Raw genomic sequence first — 427 nt, 5'->3', positions numbered from 1 at the left:
ACTCGCGGAACGCGCCGAGCATCACCGAGGTGTTCATGGTTGAGTTCTGTTTTTCCACACCGCGCATCATCATGCACATGTGCCTGGCTTCTATTACCACCGCCACGCCGGCGGCCTGGGTGACCTGCTGGATCGCGTCGGCGATCTGCCGCGTGAGGTTTTCCTGGATCTGCAGGCGCCTGGCGTACATGTCGACGATGCGCGCCAGCTTCGACAGGCCCAGCACCTTGCCGGTCGGAATATAGGCCACATGGGCCTTGCCGATAAAGGGCAGCAGGTGATGCTCGCACAGCGAGTACAGCTCGATGTCCTGCAGGATCACCATCTCGTCATTGTCGGAGGCGAACAGTGCGCCGTTGACGATTTCTTCCAGGTTCTGCTCGTAGCCATGACACAGGTAGTGCATCGCCTTGGCGGCGCGCTTGGG

Annotated in this window: 1 protein-coding gene; it reads right to left on the bottom strand. The window is 60.7% G+C overall.

Annotated features, from left to right (window positions below):
• Positions 1-427, bottom strand: a 427-nt coding sequence (gene folE, locus AC0L20_RS39960; protein WP_473295661.1) for a GTP cyclohydrolase I FolE, incomplete at both ends; no start/stop codon positions are given.

It is taken from the genome of Bradyrhizobium sp. Kon58 (assembly GCF_055807455.1).
Note: the sequence above shows the minus strand (reverse complement) of the source record. Positions and strands in the feature narration are given on the sequence as shown.